Here is an 18012-nt window from a genome sequence, read left to right on the forward strand (position 1 = left end):
CTGTGTATTATCGTTCCTTCCAGAATGTCCTGCTGAATAGGACGATAACAGTAAACAGTTCAAGTCTTCCAAGAAGCATACAGAAATTCAATAAAAGTTTCCCTAAAGCGGGCAAGTGAGCGTAATTATCGGTGGGACCCAAGCTTCCGAGGGCGGGGCCGATATTTCCGATTGCCGATGCCGTTACCGACAAAGCGCTAACCATATCCAGACCCATAGCAGACATAACTATACTTACGGTAACAAATATGCCCATATAGAAAAGGAAAAATCCCAGAACGTTTCTGATTACATCGTCGGAAATGAGACGCTCTCCGAACCGCACCGGATAGACGGCAGTCGGATGAACGAGTTTCCGGATTTCATGGGCGGCGTGTTTCACAAGTATAACAATCCGAATAACTTTCATCGAACCGCCTGTGGAGCTTGCGCATCCGCCGATGAACATCATTGCCAATACGAGCAACTGCCCTGCCGGGATCCAGAGTTCGAAATCTGTAGTCACATAACCTGTGGTGGTGATGATAGCAACGGTCTGAAACACGGCTTTTCGCAGCATTACATCGCCCGTAACGTTTTCGCTGATGGATATTATGACCAGAAATGCCGCCGAAAATATTATCATTAACCCAAGATAATACTGAAATTCCTTATCGCGAAAGTGAGCGGTCAAATCGCCCTTGAACATCCTGAAATGAAGCGCGAAATTAGCTCCTGCAAGCACCATAAAAAAGATGATTACATAATCAATATATGCGCTGTTATAGTGAGCAATGCTTGCGTTTTTAGTGGAAAATCCACCGGTAGCCATTGTTCCGAACGTATGACAGACCGAATCAAAAAAATCCATTCCCCCGACATAAAGCATCACGACTTCAACTCCGCTAATGAGAATATATGTTATCCAGAGCAGTTTCGCCGTCTCTCTGATACGCGGAGTAAACCTGTCTTTCGTGGGACCCGGCGCTTCGGCTTTATAGAGCTGAGCGGCTCCTATGCCTAACATTGGAAGAATCGCAAGGGAAAACACAATAATTCCCATCCCGCCGAGCCAATGAGTCAGCGAACGCCAAAAGAGTATGCCGTGCGGAAGAGCTTCAATGTCTATGAGGATTGATGCGCCGGTAGTTGTAAACCCTGACATAGATTCAAAAAATGCGTCAACGGGACTTGCAATACTACCCGATATAAGAAAAGGTAAAGCACCGAATATCGCGCTTGTAATCCAGCCGAATGTGACTATAGCAAATCCGTCTCTTACTTTTATCTCGGATTCCCCTCTTGTCGTAAACCATGCAACAAAACCTGTCCCAACGGTAATCCCGATAGAGATGAGAATAGCGTTAAAATCGCCATCCCCGTAGTAGAGCGAAAACGGAAGAGCCAGTGCCATTGCTCCGCCGAGGAATATCCAGAGTGCACCTAAAGTATTCAGTATCTGCTTAAATTTCACTTATAATCGTATTTCAGTTAAAGTAACAGTTTATGTACATTATGGAGAGAATAATTTTTCAACTTCCGGGATCGCGTCAGCACGTGTGAAGACCACTACCTTATCTCCCGGCACGATAATACTATCCCCGGTCGGTATTGTAATCTCGTTCACGTGCATCTGCGCGCCGATGATAGTTCCTTTCGGGAAATTACAATCTTTAATAGGTTTTTTTGTTACTTTGCTGTCCAATTGAGGAATGAGTTCAATCGCTTCAATGTCGGTTCCCTCAAGCGAAGTTACAGAAACCACAACTCCTTTTCGCACGAACTTCAGGATAGCGTCCACGGTGGCAACGCTCTTGCTGACCACAGAATCGACTCCGATGTGGTCAACCACAGGCATCAGGTCGGTGCGGGTAACATGCACTATTGCCTTTTTCACTCCCAAATCCTTTGCGAGAATAGCGGAGACGATGTTTTTCTCATCAAGCTGTGACACCGCTACGAACGCGTCAATATCTTTGATACCTTCGCTATTCAGAAGCTCTATATCCGTACCGTCGCCTTTTATTATCAGCGTATTTTTAAGCATTTTTGCCGCTCTTTCAGTCTTTGATACGCTTGTATCAATAATTTTTACAGATATTTTATCTTCAAGGAGCTGCGCAAGACGTCTTCCTATCTTCCCTGCCCCAAGTATCATAACGTTTTCAGCAGGCTCCTGCTCTTTACCGGCTAATTTCATCACATCGGAAATAGAATCGGTTTCGGCAATAATGTACACATGATCCTTCTGTTCAAATATTTCCGTGCCTGTAGGCATAATCGTTTCACCGTTCCTGCTGATTGCCACAGTTCTGTAAGATAAATCGGGATGATTTAGGCCGACATCCGTCAAGCTTTTCCCTATCATAGGCGAATCATCGCGAAGCTTCATCCCTACAAGCTGAACCCTTCCGCCGGAGAATTCCGCTACTTCGCTTGCGGCGGAGCGTCGTATTAGATTTTTAATCTGTTTTGCCGCTTCTTCTTCAGGATGAATCATTTTGTCCACACCAAGCTGAGCAGGCGTTATAAGAGCTCTCGGCTTTGAATATTCGGCGTTTCTCACACGGGCTATCTTCGTTTCCACTCCCAGCCTGTTTGCAAACATACAAGCCATTATATTTACTTCGTCCACACTTGTTACTCCGATGAGCATATCAACTTTCTTTATACCTGCTTCGGAAAGCGTTTCCGCGCTGGCTCCGTTCCCTTCCAACACAAGCACATCCAAATGCTCACGCGCCCGCTGGCACTTTACCGCATCATCGTCAAGCATAGTAATATCGTGGTTCTCTTCTGATAACATTTTTGCGAGATAAAATCCTACTTCCCCCGCTCCTACAATAATGATTTTCATTGGTTGCTTCCTGTGTGAAATGCCTCTGCTTTGTGAACATTATTAAATGCTTCTACCGCTCGATTCGTTCCCTCTTTATTTACATCCAGGTGAAAAACAGCTCTGAGCCGCTGCGGTGCCGTTGCCAAAATTGCCACTCCTTCTTTGCCTAAAGCTTCCGCCCATTCGGCTCCCGTGCCTATAGACGGATCGATGTCTATCATAACTATGTTTGATTGAACCCAATCGAGATCGACAGATATTCCTTCTAAGTCAGCGATTCCTTCCGCAAGAGTCCGAGCGTTTTTATGGTCATCCTTCAATCTTTCAACATTATTCTCAAGAGCGTAAATTCCCGCCTGAGCGATGATACCCGCCTGACGCATCCCTCCGCCGTAAGTTTTCCGGTAGCGGTGAGCCTTTTGAATAAATTCTTTTGTGCCTGCAATCAGAGATCCGACCGGCGCGCCGAGACCTTTCGAAAGACAGATGCTTGCCGAATCAAAATACGACGCCCATTCATCGGCGGCGATTCCTGTAGCAGCGACAGCATTCAGAAGCCGCGCTCCGTCGAGGTGCATATTGATATCACGCTCTCTGGCAAGAGCGGAGATTTCTTTTATCTGCTCTATCGGAAAGATAGTTCCGCCCGCCCTGTTATGCGTGTTTTCCAACGCTATGAGAGCTGACTGCGCAAAATGAGAGTTATCCGGTCTGATATTCTCTTTTACCTGATCGGCAGTGAAAGAGCCCATATGACCCTCGAGTGTCCTGAGCATTACTCCGGAGAGAAGAGCCGGACCGCCCGCTTCATAATTATATAGATGGCACCCCACTTCGCAGATGACCTCATTTCCGGGCTGTGTGTGAACGTTGATGCTGATTTGATTTGCCATCGTGCCGCTGGGCAGGTAAAGAGCGGCTTCTTTACCTAATAGTTCCGCAACGATTTCCTGAAGCCTGTTAATACTCGGGTCTTCACCGAATACATCATCCCCGACTTCCGCATTCATCATCGCCTCTCTCATCCCGGCCGAGGGCTTTGTGACTGTGTCGCTCCTGATATCAATCATGCCGAGCTTCTATTCTCCAGAGGATTGAATTTTTAGCATCCCAAAATTTAAAATAAATGAAGTTAACTAAACAGTAAATTCATACAGCTAATGATAATATTTTTTCGGCTGATTTGGCGTAAAATTGTGTGGGTTAAGGCCACCGCCGTTGGCGGGACTTACGCCTACCTTGACCACATTCTATTCTCTCCCCTTGAGGGGAGTGTCCGTCAGCTGACGGACGAGCCTGCCCGACTGACGTCAGGCGGGGGGTGTTATCGTCTGGTACCGATGAATATTGAGTGAATCTCAGAATCACACTCTCCCGATAAATCGGGATAAACTCACATAACTCAGGGAGGAGGTCTAATTCCCCTCCTTTTCAAGGAGGGGACTGAGGGGTGGTTTAATCTCCATTGCTAAATTGAGATTCCTTCGTCATCCGCCAGCTGGCGGACTCCTCTGAATGACGATAAAACAGTGCGGGTTAGGATAAATAGCCCAGCCATAAACGGCTGGGAAACGAGAAATAGAATAATAAAAATAGGGCGTTCTCGCCCTTTTCATTCTCCCGATTAAAACGCCGTAAACGGCGTAAGATTATTAGTTTAACTAAAAACCCCAGCCATAAATGGCTGGGCTAAACATAATGTGTGCCGGTTAAGGCCACCGCCGTTGGCGGGACTTACGCCTGACCTGACCGCACTTTATGATCAATCTTCTAATTAAACTTCGGGGCCTTTTTCTCGTGTGATGTCGGCTCCGATGCCCCGCAGTTTTTGCTCGATATTTTCGTAGCCTCTGTCAATATGATAGATCCTGTGAATGTCGGTTCTACCTTCCGCCATCAGCCCGGCGATGATAAGGCTTGCGCTTGCGCGTATATCTGTGGACATCACCGGCGCGCCTTTCAGTTTTGAAACACCTTTTACTATAGCGGCATTATCTTTCAAGACCACATCTGCGCCCAGGCGCGCCAGTTCGGGAACGTGAGTGAACCTGTCCTTATAAACGGTATCCGTTACGGTGCAATTCCCATTGGCTCTACTCATAAGCGCTATCCACTGAGCCTGCATATCCGTCGGGTAGCCGGGATAAACAGCGGTAGTCACATCCACAGCGTTCAGCGGAACGCCGCCTTTAACTATAATGCTGCTCGACTTCACATCTAAATTCGCTCCCGCTTTTTTCAAATTATCAATTACCGAAGTGAGTTGTGACGGGTCAATTCCGTCAACGGTCACTTCCCCTTCCAATGCCGCAGCGGCAACGAGAAACGTTCCCGCTTCTATCCTATCGGGAATCACTTCTATCTCCGCGGGTTGCAACACATCCACGCCCTGAATCGTCAGCATGTCGGTTCCGCCTCCCTGTATATCCGCTCCCATAAGGTTAAGAAAATTTATCAGGCAGACGATTTCAGGTTCTCTGGCAGCATTTTCGATGGTAGTTTCTCCCTTGGCTGTGACAGCCGCCATAAGCAGGTTTCCTGTTGCGCCCACGCTTGAGATAGCGAGATTTATTGCGCTGCCTTTAAGCCCGCTTGTTCTCGTCTTGATATATCCTTCAGTGAGGTCAATTTGCGCGCCGAGTTTTTCCAGACCTTTCAGATGCAAATCAACGGGTCGCGGTCCCCACGCGCAGCCTCCCGGCAGACTTATCCTCGCTTCTCCGAAACGCGCCGTGAGCGGCCCGAGAACATAGAACGATGCGCGCATAGTTTTCACAAGTTCGTAAGGCGCTTCGGGATTATTTGCTCCCGCCGCGTCTATCTCAATAACGCCGTCCTCGAATCTCACCTCCGCGCCGATAATAGTGAGAAGTTTCGCCATCGTCCGAGTATCACGCAGGTTAGGCACATTTCGGATAACGCTTTTCCCGCGTGCCAAAAGCGCGGCTGCCATTACGGGCAGGACGGCATTTTTCGAGCCGCTAACTTTGATAGCGCCGTTAAGCGGCTTTCCGCCATGAATTACGAACTTATCCAAGAAGCATCTCCTCCGCCTGTTTTCGCGCGCTGTCGGTAACCTCGCTTCCGGCGAGCAGCGATGCAACTGCTTCTTTCCGTTCGGCGAGGCTAAGTTCCCTAACCGTGGAGAAAGTCCTGCCGGATTTCACGTTTTTTTCCACAAGATAATGTGTGTCGGCTTTGCTCGCTATCTGCGGCAGATGAGTGATACAAATAATCTGATGATATTTGGAGAGTTCGTGCAACCGTTCGCCGACCGCTTCCGCTACCCTGCCCGAGATTCCGATATCTATCTCATCAAAAACGAGAACGGGTATATTGTCCTTTTCGGCGAGCATCGCTTTGATGGCGAGCATGATACGGGAAATCTCACCGCCCGATGCCACCTGAGCAAGCGGTTTCATGTCTTCACCCGGATTGGTGGAAATATAAAATTCCATATTATCAATTCCGTTTTCCGTGGCGAACAGCGTTATGCCTGTGTCCGTCACCCAACCCGATTCAGATTCCTGTCGCCCCATTTCGGTTAGGAATCGTGAATTTTCAATCCCTAATCCCTTCATAGATTGCACTACGTCAGTCGCAAATATTTCTGCCGCCGTTTTTCTCCGGTCCGAAAGTTTTATGCACGCATTCGAGAACGCAGCTTTTTCATCTTCAAAACTTTTCCTCGCCTTATCAATGTCGCCTTCAACTGATTCCAAAGAATCAAATTCCTCTCGCGTCTCTTCGTATAGTTTCAGCATCGCTGCTTCGCTCCCGCCGTATTTCCGCGCCAGCGATACGAGCAGAGTGTGGCGCTCTCTCAGCTGTTCGAGCCGGGCAGGGTCAAGGTCGATTTTATCCGCATAGCTGGAAAGGCTTGCCGCCACTTCTTTGAGAGCGATGGACGCGCCGGCTATTTCCGTAGTTTCTTCTTTCAGATCAGGGTCTATTTTAGAAAGCTCTTCCAAATCCGCGCGTATGAATTCCAAGACCTCATAGAGTGACGCATCTTGCTCATACAGTCGGTTCGCCAATTCCTGACTCTTTTTGAGGAGTGTTTCGCCATGTTCCAAAAGCCTGAGTTCTTCCTCGATTTCTTCGGTCTCTCCAGCCTGCGGATCTGCGGAAGAGAATTCTTTCATCCGAAAACTCAGCAGTTCGCGCCGCTCCTCCGCCAATCGCTTTCGTTCCAACAGCAGGTCGAGTTCGTCCTTCGCCGATTTTGTCGAATAATATCCTGCTTGCACTTTCTCCTTCAATCCGCTTAGTTCGCCTCGCGCATCAATAAAACCGCCGTGACGTTTCGGGTCCAGCAGCGATTGATGTTCGTGCTGTCCGTGCAGGTCGATGAGATGCGAGGCTATTTCTCTCATTGCCGAAGATGATTGAGCCAAATCGTTGATTGACGATTTCGATTTTCCGTTTGAATTTATCACCCGTTTGAAGAGAAGCCGCGTGACATCCAGTCCATCGTCAAATTGAGCCGCGATGTTTTCGTTAATAATGAATTCGGCTTCCACCACCGCTTCATCCGTATCTTTCCTGACGGCATCCGATTTCGTGCGTTTTCCCAGAAGCATACTAATGGAATCTATGAGCATTGATTTTCCCGCGCCCGTCTCACCCGTGATGACGTTCAGCCCTTTACCAAGAGCGATGTCCACCTCTTTGATGAGGCGGAAATTTGTTATTTTAAGTCGTTTTATCATTTATCCGGTTTCTTGATTGATAGCTGTCATAGAAATACGCCAAGCTGAACAACGCTATCGTCACTCCCGAAAGGTCTGCGATAACGTCAAGCCAGCTGGACGTTCTGCCGGGAATAAAACTCTGATAGAACTCATCCGATAAGGGAAATATAATTCCTATTTTCAATGTATAGGCAATCCATTTCATTCTGCGTCTTCGGTCCGGTGAATAAATATACGCCGACGCAATGAGCAAGGTGAAGATAAAATATTCAACAAAGTGAAAAACCTTATCCCACGAAAACACTTCCTGACTTGGAAGGTAGTTTCCCGGAATACTCGAAACTGCAATTATCCCGACAGCATAAATAAAGCTCAGCGTTCGAAAATTTATCTTCTCGAAATTCATTCGATTGCTCGATACATTTCGGGGAACGAGCGAATCAAATCGGACGCTTTCATCGGTCTCATTCCCATTTCATCCGCTGCTATATCCCCCGCCAATCCGTGCAGATAAACTCCGGCTACGGCAGCGTCTTTCGATGAAAGACCCTGCGCAATCAGCGATCCTATCATACCGGTCAGCACATCACCCGAGCCCGCTGTTGCCATTCCCGGATTTCCCGTCGGATTCAGATAAACCGTTCCGTCGGGGTCTGCCGTCACGGATGGAGCTCCTTTCAGCACGATATTGATTCCGTATTTCACCGCTGTTTCCCTGGCAACGGAAATAGGATTCTTCTTTACCATTTCAATCGGATATTCAAATGTATTGGCGAATTCCGCGTGATGCGGAGTAAGAACAGTCGAACTTCCCAAATGGGCAAGCAGCGATCTCCGCTCCTTAAATACCGCAAGAGCGTCTGCGTCTATGACCATCGGAATACGGGTGCCCTCCGCTACCTTCAGCACGAATTCCGCTGTTTCGGGCGTCTTGCCGAGTCCGGGTCCGATGAGAAGAACATCCGCCCATTCATAATAATCTGTCAACGCCGAACTCGATTCAGCTGTGAAGTGACCCTTCGAATCATCCTCCAGCGGAAGCGTCATCTCTTCGGTGAGTTTCACTTCAAAGATTTCGTTCAGACTCGCGGGAACGGCGGTGATGACAAGCCCGCATCCCATTGATAGAGCGGCTTTGCTCGAAAGGGTAATGGCTCCCGTCATCCCGCGTGAACCGCCGATAGCCAGAAGTTTCCCCGCCTGCTGTTTATAAAGGTCAGCCGCCAGCGGAGGAACGAGTTTCCGGACATCACGCTTTTCAAGCATAAATATATCTACTTTTCCCTCGCTAATAGCCGCGGCGGGAAAGCCGATTGGAGCCACACGAATTTCCCCGCAATGTTCAATTCCCGCATTGAAGAATTGACCTATTTTCGGGATTCCCATACTGATTGTTATGTCCGCCTTAACGGCGTTCTTGCTCTTGCTGCCGTCTTCGGCGCTGATGCCCGTCGGCATATCCACCGCCACCACCATCGCGGAAAGAGTTGAAAGATGCTCCACTACGGAATTTATCGGCTCGCGAAGATCGCCCTTGGTTCCCGTGCCGAGGATAGCGTCAACTATCAGGTCATAGGAAGAAAGATCAATATCTTTTGCATCGGTGACGAACGAAATCGTGTCGGGCTGAGATTTTTGGAGAATCTTCAGGTTAGCCAGCGTATCGCCTCTCAGCGAGTTTTTCGCTCCGAAGATAAAAACGTCATTGTCAATCCGCTCTGCCGTGAGATATTTTGCCGCCACCAATCCGTCACCGCCGTTGTTTCCTTTTCCGCAAAGCAGTGCGACTTTCGGCTCGGGTAAATCTTCCAAGAGTTCAAGCACAGCGTCGGCGACATTTAATCCTGCCGCTTCCATAAGCGCTGTTATGGGAACTTTAAAAGATTCAATAGCGCGTTTTTCAATGCTGCGCATCTGATCTGAATTAACTACCGGAATCAATTCAGTTCTGAGAGTTAAGGATGGCAACCGCTACGGCGGACTCGTCTGAATGGGAGACGCTGAGAGAAAGATTATGATTGGAGAACCGCTGAGCCGCTTCGCCGTGCAATCGAACTTTCGGCGCGCCCCCTTTCTGAGTCAAGATTTCCACGTCGCGCCACTTCATCGTAACATCTGAGGAAGATTTTATCGCTTTTGCCACCGCTTCCTTTGCCGCAAACCGAACGGCGAAATGCTGCGCCGGATGATGACGCGCTTCGCAGTATTTAACTTCATCAGGCAGGTAAACTTTGGATTTGAACCTATCTCCCCATCGTTTAAGCGCCGAGCGAATTCGCTCGATCTCGATTATGTCTATGCCGACTTCCGTCATTTAGCGTTTTCCTTTTTAATTATATCCAGGATGTCGTTGAAATCGTCTATCTCGTAGTCCGCGCCGGATTCTTTTGTATCGAATGTGTCGCCATATCGGGCGAAAACGGTTTTCATCCCCACAGCCGCCGCTCCCACAACGTCGCGCTCGGGCCAATCGCCAACCATGAGCGCATCGCTTGCGGGAATGTCAAGCCGCCGCAATATTTCCTCGAACGGAGCCGGATCGGGTTTACGTTTTCCCGTATCGGTAAATGTCACCACATCGTCAAAAACGTTGTGCAGATTGAGATAGCAGAGCCGGAGCCACGCCTCCCTGCTTGGAGCGTCCGACACTATTCCGAGTTTTATTCCGGTTTTCACGAGTTTATAAAGAGTGGAAATTACCTGCGGATACGGAACGAGAGCCGCTTCCTTCGCCCTCCGGTAGCCTACGATTCCCGCTGCGAGAATTTTGTAATCGAGAACTCCGTTGTTGAGTTCAAGAATAAAATCGTTGAACACCTCCTGATATTCCCACCCTTTATCCTCGTAAATCTCCATAATTCTCTTGTGAGCGGAGTCCATATCCAATTTAAGACCCGCTTCCGCCATTCCGGCAAGCCCGGCGTCAATAGCGTTCTCCTTCAATCGAACGAAGTCTATCAAGGTGTTGTCTAAATCTAATATCAGCGCGCGAATCATAATAGGATGTGAATTTAATAGAGAAATGCGGTCAGGGCAAGCCCTAACCCGCACTTAATAAGACAACCACCCCTATATCCCCTCCTTTCTAAGGAGGGGCGGATTTTGTTCCGATTGTTCGGGACGAAAGACGGAGTGGTTCCAATGCTGAGATTCTTTCGTCCGCCAGCCGGCGGACTCAGAATGACGAAGAGGTTTAGTAATCCTTATACGGTATCAAGATTTCACCAAGCTGCAGCTCGTTTCTTCGCAGCGCAATCATGTATGCATCTTCCAATGATAAAATCAGCAGATCGTCCTTCTTTTCGCTTTGGGAAATCCATTCTTCCGCCGAATTTCGCGACTCAAAGAAATTGACATAGTGGCAGAAACTTTTTATCACATCAGACCTGACCTCATCCGTATCGGGGATCATAAAGGATATAACGGTTTCATTTGGCTCAATGTCGGATATTCCGCTATCGGGAGTTACCGTTAGCGAGATGGTTTTTTTGGTCAGAGGGTCTCTTGATTCCACTCCGGCTGTTTTTCCGATAATTTGAGGAATTCTTCATTAATACCATTATAACGTTCAATAACTTGCTCCTTTTTATTATTATTTTACTGTTTGCTCAAATAGGTTTACGGTATCTATTGTCATAATGTTTCATAAATATTTATTAATAATCACTAATATCAATCGATAAAAGTACTTGACATCTAAATTTGTGAAACATATCTTAGCTGCGTACGTATAATCATTTGAACAACTGTTCAAATAAAAGGAAAAGAATTGGAAAAAACAATAGCAAAGATTATCGAACTTTCCGAAATCACCTGTACACGGAAAGAAGTTGATATTGATAATCTCAGAGAACTGCAAAATAAAATGCTCAATCGACCTGATTTAGCTGCGATTGCAAAAGCGTTTGACATTATAGGCAACGAAACACGGATAAAAATCCTCTTCATCCTTTCCGAAGCGGGCGAGCTCTGCGTCTGCGACCTGTCAGACATTATCGGTCACACGGTCTCCGCTATTTCTCACCAGCTCAAAAAACTCAAAGAGATCGGTTTCGTGAAAACACGCAGAGAACCGCCGACGATATATTACTCAATTTCTGATAACTCGTATCTGAATCTCCTTGTGAATCTCGTTAAGATGGGCGGATTGTATGGTTAAAAGTTCATTCGCATCTATGGGCTCGGTATTTACTGCCTTTATTGCCTCGAGTTGCTGTATCGGCCCTTTAGCCTTTACTCTTCTTGGAGTAGGTGGTATAGGATTTGGCGTAGGCTTGGAAAAATACAGACCAATTTTGTTGGTCGTCACTTTAGCGCTTCTCGGAATCTCTTTTCAAATGGCATATCGCCCTATAGAGGAAGCCTGTGTTGATGGAAAATGCGAAGTTGAACCTATAAGGAAATCGAGAAAAATAAACAGAGCCATCCTTTGGATTTCCGCCGGCGTGGCGGTTGTGTTTATGTTTGTCCCTCAATTACTGCTGATAATCACTTAGCCAGAAGAAAATATTTTGACAGATACAAATATCATAATTAAAGAAGCAGAATCCACGCATTCAGCTGAAGTGGATTCTTGCGGCTGCTGTGTTGTTCCGGAAAAGATTGAAGCGCCGGCAAAGGCTGAGTGTCCGGAATCAGGCACGCTGTCTAAAAAAGTTTATCATGAAACTTTGGAAAACCTCATCGTTCAGGATAAAAAACATCTAATCTCAAAAGATGTTCAGTATTATAATTGCAGCGACCCTGAATGTGAAGTTGTATATTTTTCGAATCAGGAAGCGCCTTCATTCAGCGTCGATGATCTTTCAGTCAAGGTATTCGCAAAAGATCCGGGCGATGATGTGAATGTCTGTTACTGCTTCGATTGGACGCGAGAACGCATCATAGATCAAATCGAGACTACGGGCAGCTCAACGGCTTTTGATGAAGTTACAAAAGAAGTGAACGCTGATAATTGCGAGTGCGAAAGGAAAAACCCTAAAGGCGCATGCTGTCTCGGTGACATAAATAGATTCATGAAAGAAATTGCCTAATGCTTAATAAACTTTATCTGTTCATATTCGTCCTGATAATTTCTTATGCCTCCCCTGCCTGGGGGCAGTGACCCCTTTGAGGGAATATAACGCTTCCGGTCGGCAGCGCAATTGAAGGTATAGGTCTTCGGAAAGACCAGATTCTCATCGGAAGCGGAGGAACACAATCGTATTCTTCTGAAATTCTCAGCAGCGATAACGGCAGTGGCGAATCCGGGCATGCCGGAAGTCTTACTATAACCGAGCTGAATCTGTTTGTAGGTTACGGGGTCTCAAGCCTTCTCAATCTGTATGTCAATTTACCTATTAAGCGTATATCACAAAATCCCGCTGAAGAAGACTTCCATCACCGAACTGAAAGCTTGAACGGAATCGGAGACACGCGGATAAGTCTTAAATGGGTGTTAAGGAATCAGCGTTTAGGTCCCGGCTGGCGATTATTCTTTGGTTCCGACTTTGTTCTGCCAACGGGCGATTCTTTTGACGTCAATCCATTTTTGACGTCTGCCGATTTCAGTGATCACAGGCACTTTGCTCTGGGCAACGGAACGAAACTTGCTGATGTTTCTCTTGAAGTATGGAACCGCTCAGAATTTCCGTTCATAATAGGCGCAACTATCAGACAGGGAGTTTATTCTTCAACAAGTAACGTCGGCTTTAATCCCGGCTTAAATTCCAAGATAACCATTCACGCTATCAGGCAGCGAGCGCTGTTCAGGAATGTATTTCCATATCTCAAACTTACAACGCGAATTAAAAGAAAAGACGAGTGGAACGAAATCAATCCGCCAAATTCGGGCGGCACTTTTATCGAGGGAATGTTAGGCTTGAATCTCGAGATAAACGACAGAGTGTCCGGTCTTATCAATTTTGATTTTCCCATCTGGAAGTCCGCTACGGGTAATCAGCTGGATTCGTTTAGATTCGTTTTTTCGTTCAGGCGAATTATTAATTAAATATCTTAGGGGGGGGAATATGAGCGCTGAATCAAAAATTAAAGTATTGCTGATAACTGTTCTTACTTTTTTAATCGGCAGCAGCGGTTTCAATTCCGCAATGGCGCAGAATAAAAAAATGATGAAAGCGCCTGATTTCCATCTGATTACAAAATCAATTTACGATTTCTCTGACACTGTAGAATTGCTTAAAGCAAGTATTGAAGAGCAGAACCTGATGGTTATCAACGAAGTTGACCCTCAGAAAATGTTACGGCTTGTTGGAGTTAAGACAAAAGGAATGAGGCAAATATTCTTTTTCCATCCGCGTTATATGAAACGAATATATGAAACGAACAAACTGGCATCAATTGAACCGCCACTGAAGATTGTAGTGATGGAAATGCCCAACGGTAAAGTGATGGTACGCTATATAAGACCTTCTCACAAGTTCAATCCTTATATGGGTCTTAATGAGCTTGCTGCAGAGCTTGATGAATTATTGGTAACGATAGCTAAGACTACGACCAAATAGTATTTTTTTACCGCTGTTTTGCTTAAAAATAATCAAAGAAAATATCTCATTCTTCTCGCGCTGTTCACCGGTGGAGCTGTTCCTATTCAGTTCGTAACTCTTTCGTTTGGTTACGCTCAGCTCATCAAGCAGGTATCGTTAGGTCCCAAAGTAGTAATTACAGCTCACGAGTTTGCTTCATATTATATTCCACTGATTTATATTCCGTCCATACTGGTTCTTATTGCGATTACAGTTTACAGCCGAAAAAAATATCCCGATCTATTCAGAAGAATTGTTGTAGGATTAGGTACGGGAGCTATCGCCACTATCGCTTTAGACGCGGTCAGACAATCGGGAGTTATTCACGGCTGGCTGCCTGCTGATATGCCTATTCTTTTCGGAAAAGCTGCAACAGGAAGCGGGAGTTTCGCCGTTTATTACCCGGTTGGATTATTCATTCATTTTTTCAACGGCGCAAATTTCGGATTAATCTATGCTTTCATCTGGGGGAAACGGAATAATTATAAATCAGCTGTTTTGTGGGCTACTTTTTGGTTGTTATTGATGGAACTCGGTATGATGACCGCACCGCCTATGGGTCCCATGGTCGGTCCATTCGGAATCAATTACCTATGGCCACAGTTATTTATTCTTACTCTCATCGCTCATGTAGCATTCGGAGTTGTGTTAGGCTTGTTAACACAACACTTTTTAAAAGAGGACGACAAGGTCGGGTTTTTACAATTTATTAAAAATAGAGGATAGCTATGCATGACTGCTGCGATGTTTCGATAGATAAAATTATGGCGAACGAACACAAAGCCGGCGGAGTTTGCTGCCTTGTAACGGAGAAAACAGATGCTCCCCTGCGAGCCGACTGTCCACAATCGGGAACGAGCTCCCGAAAAATTCAGCGCCGAACTGTTGAGCATTTGGTAAAACCTGAATTGATTGGAAACTTATCAGATTCGCAGTATTACTATTGCGACGCTCCTGATTGCCTCGTAGTATATTTCAGTCAGAATGGTTCCGGTACTTTTACCAAAGGTGATTTGCAGGTGGCGGTATTCGCAAAAGATTCGGGCAGAGATGTGAACGTCTGTTATTGTTTTGATTGGACGCGAGGACGTATTGAAGAAGAGATCAAAGAAACAGGCGCCTCCACCGCATCCCGTGACGTGGCTGAAAAAGTCAAAGCAGGTCTTTGTGAATGTGACATAAAGAATCCAAAAGGAACTTGCTGTCTTGGTGATCTGAATCGGGTAGTAGCGGCGCTTCAGGAATAAAATAATTCCTCTTTCAATCCTATCTGTCATTACGAGGAGTCGCAGACGACGTGGCAATCTCTGATATAGCCTGTAATTACAGATCTGAGATTCTTTCGTCCGCCAGTCGGCGGGCTCGGAATGACGAAGAAGTGTGCGGGTTATCCGTCGGCTGACGGACTGACCGCTCCAATATGACAACCACCCCTCCTTAAAAAGGAGGGGTGGTCGATAGAGTCAAAAGATGTAGGTCTTACCCCTCTTACCTATAGAAAGTAATCGAAACCTACCGACATCTGTCGGAATAGACCCGGTTTTATCCCTTCAGGTCTGCGGGAAGCTATGTATTTGCTGTTAAATATATTTTTCAATGCGAATGACACCCGCATCGGAAGCGTGCGCAATTGATATTGACCTGTAACATCCCAAATCTGGTACGAAGGTATAAGTCCTATGCGTCCATTGGCAGAACCTTCAATCGTATTGGCATTATCAGCGAATTGTTCGCTTACAAAAGTACCGTTTAACCCTAAGTTAAATCCGCGTTGACCAACATATTGAAACCGCAGCGAAAAAATATTCTCCGGAGCGTACGGGAGTCTGAATCCCTTTACGTTCACGCCGTTGATAAACCTGTCGGAGGAAAACTTGGCGTTTGTATGCGTGAAAGTCAGATTGGCTGTCAGGCTCGAGTTCACATCAAATAGCCGGGCAAAATCATAACCGATATTTCCTTCGATTCCTTTATGTTCGGTCTCTCCCTGATTGACTTTCGGCAGATCGGAAACCGCGCCGCCTGATTCGGATGTGGGGATTATCTGGTTGGAAAAATCCATCAGAAACAGTGTCGTTTCAAATGACAATCCGCCGTCTGTTTCAAATCGGGTGCCGACTTCGAGATTCAGACTCCGTTCAGCGTCCAATAAGATAGAGATCGCCTGCGTTCCATCTGCTGTTATGGCAATCGCATCTTTAATTCTGGGCGGAGCGAATCCCCGGAACGCGCCTGCGAACAGCGTAAAAGAGTTGTTCGGCACATAGCTGATACCGAAACCGGGAATCAATTCAAAGAGATCGTCTCCTGACCTGATATCAACATCTGTAGGGACCCTAACGCCTTCAGTATTGGTAACTCTTGTGCGCAGAATATGCCTGTTATAGGAAAACCGCTCCAATCTAATTCCGGGAGTCAGCCGTAATTTTTCATTAATGAATATGCTGTTTTGGATGAAAGATGAAAACGCTTTCCCCGAACGCACTTCATCGTCGCGAATAATTCCTGTATTGGAGTCCCCTCTCTCCCCGTTTATCCGCTGTTCGTGAGCCCGTTCGGAGTGAACACGGACGCCCGCATCAAGTTCATTCCTGAAGTTGGCTATCGAATAATCTATTTTCAGGCGGGGCTCAAGACCGACAACCTCAAATGTTCGGTTCCGGTTGCCTGTGCTGTTCTCAACAATTATTTCCGTTCCATCGTCCGAATAGTGATAATCCTGCCTCTGCCAATTCCTTGTTGTCTGATACGCATAAAACGTGGTCTTTAGGCTTGCTTTCGAGCTGAAGTTATATTGATGCGTGGCGCTTGTGGAATACCGCCGAATCTTCAACCGGTCATCAGGCACGGGATTAAAGTTAGGATCTGTATCATATCCTTTTTGGGTAAGCCCCACATAGGTCGAGTTAGAGGCTTCGTCATACGCATTCACCTTGAATCCGACAGTTGACCGCGCACTCAGGCTAACAGTCGTCTTTACCAGAATATCGGTGACATTAAAAAAGATGCTGCGGATGCTGTCGCCCTGCTTTCGGAGAACGTTCAGAAGCACAGCCGCTTCTTCGTATTTTTTGGCGAACTGACCCTGAGCGATAAATAAGCCATTCTGACCGCCCTGGAAAATAAAGCGTCCTTCGGGAGCTTGACGGGGATCTATGGTTACATAATTTATGACCCCGCCTATGGTTTGAGGTCCGAAAAGGATAGACCCGCTTCCCTTCACGACTTCAATTTTACTCATCCTATCTATGGGAGGCGTGTAATACATTTCAGGTTCTGAATATGGCGCAAGCGCAATAGGAACTCCATCTTCCAACATAAGAACCGTTCGGCTCCTGTCGGGATCAAGTCCTCTGATACTGATATTCGCGCGCAATCCCAGTCCTTCTTCTTCCTGAATATGAATTCCCGGAATTTGCCTGAGAATCTCATTTCCGCTAAGCGGCTTTGTGTTCATGAGCCTTGCGGACGAGATAAGAGTTCCCGAGCCCGGTATGCGTTGGAGCGCCTGACTCCCTTCGCCTATGATGAAAACCTGCGGAGAATTAAGCGTGGTTATCTCCATAAACAATTCGACCGAGGAAGCGCGACCGCTGCTGACAAATACGCTTATATTTATTTTAGAGTAGCCGATATAACTTCCGGTAAGGATGTGCCCTCCGGCAGTGATATTCTCCAAAATAAATCTTCCGTTCAAATCTGTCGTAGTTCCCCTTCCTATCTCTTTAATTATGATATTCGCACCCGCTAACGGCTCATTCGTCCCGGCATCAATGACTCTTCCAAGTATTGAGCCGAACTCCTGAGCAAACAGTTCTGTGGCGTTTTGACTGCTTATCAGTAATATTACAAATATAAATAACCGTGTAAACGAATGGCTGGGTGTATTGTTTTTTAGTTTACTGTATTTCAATTACATGCTCCATAGTATCAAATTCTTAATTGAGAACGAGTCTCATTCACAATAATCAATCTA

19 protein-coding genes are annotated in these 18012 nt (G+C 46.4%); 8 read left to right on the plus strand and 11 right to left on the minus strand.

Features of this window, described 5'->3' with window-relative positions:
* Positions 1–7 precede the first annotated feature (7 nt).
* From IIB39_06395 to ltaE, 3 genes are all read right to left on the minus strand, one after another.
* Positions 8–1393 (minus strand): TrkH family potassium uptake protein, encoded by a 1386-nt coding sequence (locus IIB39_06395; GenBank protein MCH8928331.1) that lies wholly within the window; start codon positions 1391–1393, stop codon positions 8–10.
* 99 nt (positions 1394–1492) lie between these two features.
* Positions 1493–2836: a Trk system potassium transporter TrkA gene (gene trkA / locus IIB39_06400; GenBank protein MCH8928332.1), complete on the minus strand. Its 1344-nt coding sequence runs from the start codon at positions 2834–2836 to the stop codon at positions 1493–1495.
* Positions 2833–3888: a low-specificity L-threonine aldolase gene (gene ltaE, locus IIB39_06405; GenBank protein ID MCH8928333.1), complete on the minus strand. Its 1056-nt coding sequence runs from the start codon at positions 3886–3888 to the stop codon at positions 2833–2835. The genes trkA and ltaE overlap by 4 nt, the downstream gene beginning before the upstream one ends.
* 90 nt (positions 3889–3978) lie before the next feature.
* Between ltaE and IIB39_06410 the strand changes: the two genes are divergently transcribed.
* On the plus strand, positions 3979–4173 hold the full coding sequence (locus IIB39_06410; protein MCH8928334.1) for a hypothetical protein: 195 nt from the start codon (positions 3979–3981) through the stop codon (positions 4171–4173).
* 419 nt (positions 4174–4592) lie between these two features.
* On the opposite strand, the gene murA is transcribed toward IIB39_06410, so the two are convergent.
* The 7 genes from murA to IIB39_06445 all read right to left on the minus strand — a co-directional run bounded on the left by murA (position 4593) and on the right by IIB39_06445 (position 11026).
* On the minus strand, positions 4593–5855 hold the full coding sequence (gene murA, locus IIB39_06415) for a UDP-N-acetylglucosamine 1-carboxyvinyltransferase (protein MCH8928335.1): 1263 nt from the start codon (positions 5853–5855) through the stop codon (positions 4593–4595).
* Entirely contained in the window at positions 5848–7530 is a 1683-nt protein-coding gene (recN, locus tag IIB39_06420; GenBank protein MCH8928336.1) for a DNA repair protein RecN, read from the minus strand. Before recN ends, murA begins: the two co-directional genes overlap by 8 nt.
* On the minus strand, positions 7514–7918 hold the full coding sequence (gene vanZ, locus IIB39_06425) for a VanZ family protein (protein MCH8928337.1): 405 nt from the start codon (positions 7916–7918) through the stop codon (positions 7514–7516). Before vanZ ends, recN begins: the two co-directional genes overlap by 17 nt.
* Complete coding sequence (locus IIB39_06430) at positions 7915–9480, minus strand: NAD(P)H-hydrate dehydratase (protein MCH8928338.1); 1566 nt, start codon at positions 9478–9480, stop codon at positions 7915–7917. Before IIB39_06430 ends, vanZ begins: the two co-directional genes overlap by 4 nt.
* On the minus strand, positions 9455–9826 hold the full coding sequence (acpS, locus tag IIB39_06435; GenBank protein ID MCH8928339.1) for a holo-ACP synthase: 372 nt from the start codon (positions 9824–9826) through the stop codon (positions 9455–9457). The genes IIB39_06430 and acpS overlap by 26 nt, the downstream gene beginning before the upstream one ends.
* Positions 9823–10509 (minus strand): HAD-IA family hydrolase, encoded by a 687-nt coding sequence (locus tag IIB39_06440; GenBank protein ID MCH8928340.1) that lies wholly within the window; start codon positions 10507–10509, stop codon positions 9823–9825. The genes acpS and IIB39_06440 overlap by 4 nt, the downstream gene beginning before the upstream one ends.
* Positions 10510–10705: 196 nt before the next feature.
* The gene (locus IIB39_06445) at positions 10706–11026 is read right to left on the minus strand and encodes a hypothetical protein (GenBank protein ID MCH8928341.1); all 321 of its coding nucleotides are present in this window, start codon (positions 11024–11026) and stop codon (positions 10706–10708) included.
* Between the two features lie 255 nt (positions 11027–11281).
* On the opposite strand from IIB39_06445, the gene IIB39_06450 reads away from it, so the two are divergent.
* The 7 genes from IIB39_06450 (at position 11282) to IIB39_06480 (ending at position 15283) form a co-directional block, all read left to right on the plus strand.
* Entirely contained in the window at positions 11282–11671 is a 390-nt protein-coding gene (locus tag IIB39_06450) for a winged helix-turn-helix transcriptional regulator (GenBank protein ID MCH8928342.1), read from the plus strand.
* On the plus strand, positions 11664–12008 hold the full coding sequence (locus IIB39_06455; protein MCH8928343.1) for a mercury transporter: 345 nt from the start codon (positions 11664–11666) through the stop codon (positions 12006–12008). Before IIB39_06450 ends, IIB39_06455 begins: the two co-directional genes overlap by 8 nt.
* A gap of 15 nt (positions 12009–12023) precedes the next feature.
* Positions 12024–12545 carry a (2Fe-2S)-binding protein gene (locus tag IIB39_06460; protein ID MCH8928344.1) on the plus strand — a complete coding sequence of 174 codons (522 nt, stop codon included), beginning with the start codon at positions 12024–12026 and terminating at the stop codon, positions 12543–12545.
* A 362-nt stretch (positions 12546–12907) separates the two neighbouring features.
* Positions 12908–13501, plus strand: a complete 594-nt coding sequence (locus tag IIB39_06465) for a hypothetical protein (protein MCH8928345.1) — start codon at positions 12908–12910, stop codon at positions 13499–13501.
* Between the two features lie 19 nt (positions 13502–13520).
* Positions 13521–14015: a DUF302 domain-containing protein gene (locus IIB39_06470; GenBank protein ID MCH8928346.1), complete on the plus strand. Its 495-nt coding sequence runs from the start codon at positions 13521–13523 to the stop codon at positions 14013–14015.
* 18 nt (positions 14016–14033) lie between these two features.
* Positions 14034–14762: a hypothetical protein gene (locus IIB39_06475; protein MCH8928347.1), complete on the plus strand. Its 729-nt coding sequence runs from the start codon at positions 14034–14036 to the stop codon at positions 14760–14762.
* A 2-nt stretch (positions 14763–14764) separates the two neighbouring features.
* The gene (locus IIB39_06480; protein ID MCH8928348.1) at positions 14765–15283 is read left to right on the plus strand and encodes a (2Fe-2S)-binding protein; all 519 of its coding nucleotides are present in this window, start codon (positions 14765–14767) and stop codon (positions 15281–15283) included.
* Between the two features lie 245 nt (positions 15284–15528).
* On the opposite strand, the gene IIB39_06485 is transcribed toward IIB39_06480, so the two are convergent.
* The gene (locus IIB39_06485) at positions 15529–17949 is read right to left on the minus strand and encodes a TonB-dependent receptor (GenBank protein ID MCH8928349.1); all 2421 of its coding nucleotides are present in this window, start codon (positions 17947–17949) and stop codon (positions 15529–15531) included.
* Between the last annotated feature and the right edge of the window lie 63 nt (positions 17950–18012).

This window comes from Candidatus Neomarinimicrobiota bacterium (assembly GCA_022573815.1).
Lineage (GTDB): Bacteria > Fidelibacterota > SORT01 > SORT01 > SORT01 > JACZTG01.